Raw genomic sequence first — 4,002 nt, 5'->3', positions numbered from 1 at the left:
AAATCTACGCAACAGGTTAGAACCCAAGGCCCGATACGGCATGCGGACTGCAGGCAGAGAAAACTGGCCGATTTTCTCTGCACTGGAGGGATAATACAAGGCCTGATAAGCGTAGCGCATCAGGCAGTTTTGCGTTTGCCAGCACTTTTAATACCAGGCTTAAACCCGGCATTGAGATTACTCTTCTGTCGTTTGCGGTGGCACGCCCGTTCCGCTTGGTTTACGGCGCTTACCAATATTTTTGGTGTCGCGATGGCGTTTTTTCACACGCGGTTTCTCTTTCTCTTTAGCTTTTTTCTTCTCGGCGCGTTTTGCCAGTACTTTCTTCGATGGCTTGCCGGTCTGCTTCTCGCTTGGCGCACGCGTTTTCGGGCGTAACTCATCAATAACGCGAGCTTTAATCGGCTCTTCAATGTAACGGCCAACCTTGCCCAGCAGCAAATGGTCATGGGCTTCCACCAGCGAAATTGCGGTGCCTTTACGACCGGCGCGCGCGGTACGTCCGATACGGTGCAAATAAGTATCGCCACTGCGCGGCATATCGAAGTTAAAGACGTGGCTGACGTCAGGAATGTCGATACCGCGCGCGGCAACATCGGTTGCAACCAGTACGTTTACGCGACCTTCGGTCAAACGCTTGATCGCTTCGTTACGCTTGCCTTGTACCATCTCACCTTCGAGATAGCAGTTGTTGATGCCCGCTTCGCGCAGCCAGTTTGCCAGCTCATGCACACGTTCACGCTTACGCACAAACACAATTGAGCGGGTCGCTTCCGGCTGTTTTAACAGATGCACCAGCAATGCGGTTTTATGTTCCAGGTCATCGGCGCGGTAATACCACTGATGAATTTTTTTGCGCTCACGGGTGGACGGATTGGCAGAAACCTCCACCGGATCTTCCAGCAGACGCTCGGCAAAGTCCTGAATCGCATCGCCTTCCAGCGTTGCCGAAAAGAGCAGGGTCTGTTTACGCCAGCGCGTTTCGCCAGCAATATGTTCGATATCCTGAGCGAAGCCCATATCCAGCATACGGTCTGCTTCGTCGAGGATCAGCGTTTCAACCGCGCGGCAATCGAAGTTCTCTTCTTTTATGTATTGCAGCAGACGTCCGGTCGTGGCGACCACGATGTCCTGATTTTCGCTGAACACTTCCGCGTGGTTCATATAGGCTACGCCGCCGGTGATGGTGGCGATATCCAGATGCGTATGTTTCGCCAGTTCGCGGGCATGATCGGCCACCTGCATCGCCAGCTCGCGAGTTGGGGTGAGGATCAAAATACGCGGCGGACCGGATTTCTTACGCGGGAAATCGAGCAGGTGCTGCAACGCTGGCAGCAGATACGCCGCCGTTTTACCGGTGCCTGTCGGCGCAGAACCGAGTACATCACGGCCATCGAGCGCAGGCGGAATGGCGGCAGCCTGAATGGCGGTCGGGCGAGTGAAACCTTTATCCTGGAGGGCTTCCAGCAGGCTTTCGTCGAGTTCAAGTTCGGAAAAAGTCGTTACAGTCATGTTCTACCTCTGTGTGGGGCGCTGATTATAGACGTTACGGCTGCAATCTTCATCTGTTTGTATGGATATCGCTTCTCGGGTATTGTTCTCACCCGGTGCTATCGCCGTTTTTCCTGCAAGGTTTTATTTTCATGTCACAGTCTACATCCGTGCTTCGTCGTAATGGATTTACTTTTAAACAGTTTTTTGTTGCTCACGATCGCTGTGCGATGAAAGTGGGAACGGATGGCATTTTGCTGGGCGCATGGGCACCGGTGGCTGGGGTGAAACGTTGCCTTGATATCGGCGCGGGTAGCGGGTTGCTGGCACTGATGCTGGCGCAGCGAACCAGTGACAGCGTGATAATTGATGCCGTTGAGCTGGAAAGTGAAGCTGCCGCGCAGGCGCAGGAAAATATCAACCAGTCCCCGTGGGCAGAGCGGATTAACGTCCATACGGCGGATATTCAGCAGTGGATCACACAGCAGACAGTACGCTTCGATTTAATCATCAGTAACCCACCTTACTATCAGCAGGGAGTAGAGTGCGCGACACCTCAACGGGAACAGGCTCGCTATACCACTACGCTTGATCACCCATCGCTGCTGACCTGTGCGGCGGAGTGCATTACCGAAGAGGGATTTTTCTGCGTGGTGCTGCCAGAGCAGATTGGTAATGGTTTTACTGAACTGGCATTAAGCATGGGCTGGCATTTACGTTTGCGGACGGATGTGGCGGAAAACGAAGCGCGACTGCCGCATCGGGTGCTGCTGGCATTCTCCCCGCAGGCGGGAGAATGCTTTAGCGATCGCTTAGTCATTCGTGGGCCAGACCAGAACTATTCCGAAGCGTATACGGCGCTGACCCAGGCTTTTTATCTGTTTATGTAATGATTGCCGGGGGAAAGGATCGATGGACCGGAATGCGTGAGCAGTTCCGGGTAATCCAGCGTAAAATGCAGCCCCCGGCTTTCTTTGCGCATCATCGCGCAGCGAACAATCAACTCGGCAACCTGTACCAGATTACGCAGCTCCAGCAAATTATTTGAGACGCGGAAATGGGCGTAATATTCGTCTATTTCTTGTTGGAGCATGGTTATCCGCCGCAGGGCGCGTTCCAGGCGCTTCGTTGTGCGCACAATGCCAACGTAATCCCACATAAACAGCCGTAGCTCGTGCCAGTTATGCTGAATTACTACCCGTTCGTCAGGGTTCTCAACGCGGCTTTCATCCCACGGCGGTAACGTACTGACGCCGTGGGCATCAGGCATACGTCTGGTGATATCTTCTGCCGCCGACCAGCCATAGACCAGACACTCCAGCAATGAATTCGAGGCCATGCGGTTAGCGCCGTGTAAGCCGGTATAACTCACCTCGCCAATGGCATACAAGCCCTCGACGTCCGTACGCCCATGATCATCAACCATTACACCACCGCAGGTATAATGTGCAGCAGGCACAATCGGTACCGGTTCTTGTGTGAGATCAATCCCCAGCCCGAGCAATTTTTCATAAATCATCGGGAAATGCTGGCGAATAAAATCGGCGGGCTTATGGCTGATGTCGAGGAACATACAATCTGCGCCGAGGCGTTTCATTTCATGGTCAATGGCGCGGGCGACAATATCGCGCGGGGCCAGTTCGCCGCGCTCATCAAAATCGGGCATAAAACGCGTGCCATCCGGGCGCTTGAGATAAGCGCCTTCGCCGCGCAGTGCTTCCGTTAACAGGAAATTGCGTGCCTGTGGGTGATACAGTGCGGTAGGGTGGAACTGATTCAATTCGAGATTGGCAACCCGACAGCCTGCGCGCCACGCCATAGCAATGCCATCGCCAGAAGAAATATCCGGATTGGTGGTGTACTGATAAACCTTCGACGCACCGCCGGTTGCCAGTACCACTGCTTTTGCGTGGCAGGTTTCCACCGTTTCTTTATTTCGGTTCCATACCCACGCGCCAACAACCCGTCGCGTGCCCGGGAGGCCAATTTTGTCAGAAACAATCAGATCAACTGCGTTGCTGCGCTCCAGCACACGAATATTCGGATGGTTCTGCGCCTTGCTCACCAGCGTGGATTGTACTTCTCTACCGGTGGCGTCGGCGGCATGAAGAATACGACGGTGACTATGTCCACCTTCACGGGTCAGATGGTAGCTTTCTTCGCCATTCGGTTGAACGTGGGTATCAAACAAAACCCCTTGGTCAATTAACCATTGCACACAGGATCGTGCATTGCTGGCGACAAATTCAACTGCATGGCGATCGCAAATACCAGCCCCGGCAATCAATGTGTCTTCCACATGCGAGTCAATGCTGTCAGTTTCATCAAACACGGCGGCAATACCGCCCTGGGCATAAAATGTTGAACCTTCCGTTACCGGGCCTTTGTATTATCCCTCCAGTGCAGAGAAAATCGGCCAGTTTTCTCTGCCTGCAGTCCGCATGCCGTATCGGGCCTTGGGTTCTAACCTGTTGCGTAGATTTATGCAGCGGACTGCCTTTCTCCCAAAGT

General features: G+C 53.6%; 2 protein-coding genes and 1 pseudogene. 1 reads left to right on the top strand and 2 read right to left on the bottom strand.

What is annotated here, in order from left to right; genetic code table 11:
• Nucleotides 1-177 precede the first annotated feature (177 nt).
• The gene (srmB, locus tag ACJHXA_RS23575) at nucleotides 178-1,512 is read right to left on the bottom strand and encodes an ATP-dependent RNA helicase SrmB (RefSeq protein WP_000219193.1); all 1,335 of its coding nucleotides are present in this window, start codon (nucleotides 1,510-1,512) and stop codon (nucleotides 178-180) included.
• Nucleotides 1,513-1,643: 131 nt separating this feature from the next.
• Here srmB and trmN point away from each other — a divergent pair, with 131 nt between their 5' ends.
• Complete coding sequence (gene trmN / locus ACJHXA_RS23570) at nucleotides 1,644-2,381, top strand: tRNA(1)(Val) (adenine(37)-N(6))-methyltransferase TrmN (protein ID WP_001298974.1); 738 nt, start codon at nucleotides 1,644-1,646, stop codon at nucleotides 2,379-2,381.
• On the opposite strand, the pseudogene nadB reads toward trmN, so the two are convergent.
• Nucleotides 2,366-3,877: pseudogene (nadB, locus tag ACJHXA_RS23565) on the bottom strand (L-aspartate oxidase); the annotation flags it as partial. The gene trmN and the pseudogene nadB overlap by 16 nt on opposite strands.
• Nucleotides 3,878-4,002: the final 125 nt, after the last annotated feature.

The sequence above is a fragment of the Escherichia sp. WS33 genome (assembly GCF_046486385.1).
In the GTDB taxonomy this organism is placed as follows: Bacteria; Pseudomonadota; Gammaproteobacteria; order Enterobacterales; family Enterobacteriaceae; genus ECMA0423.
Note: the sequence above shows the minus strand (reverse complement) of the source record. Positions and strands in the feature narration are given on the sequence as shown.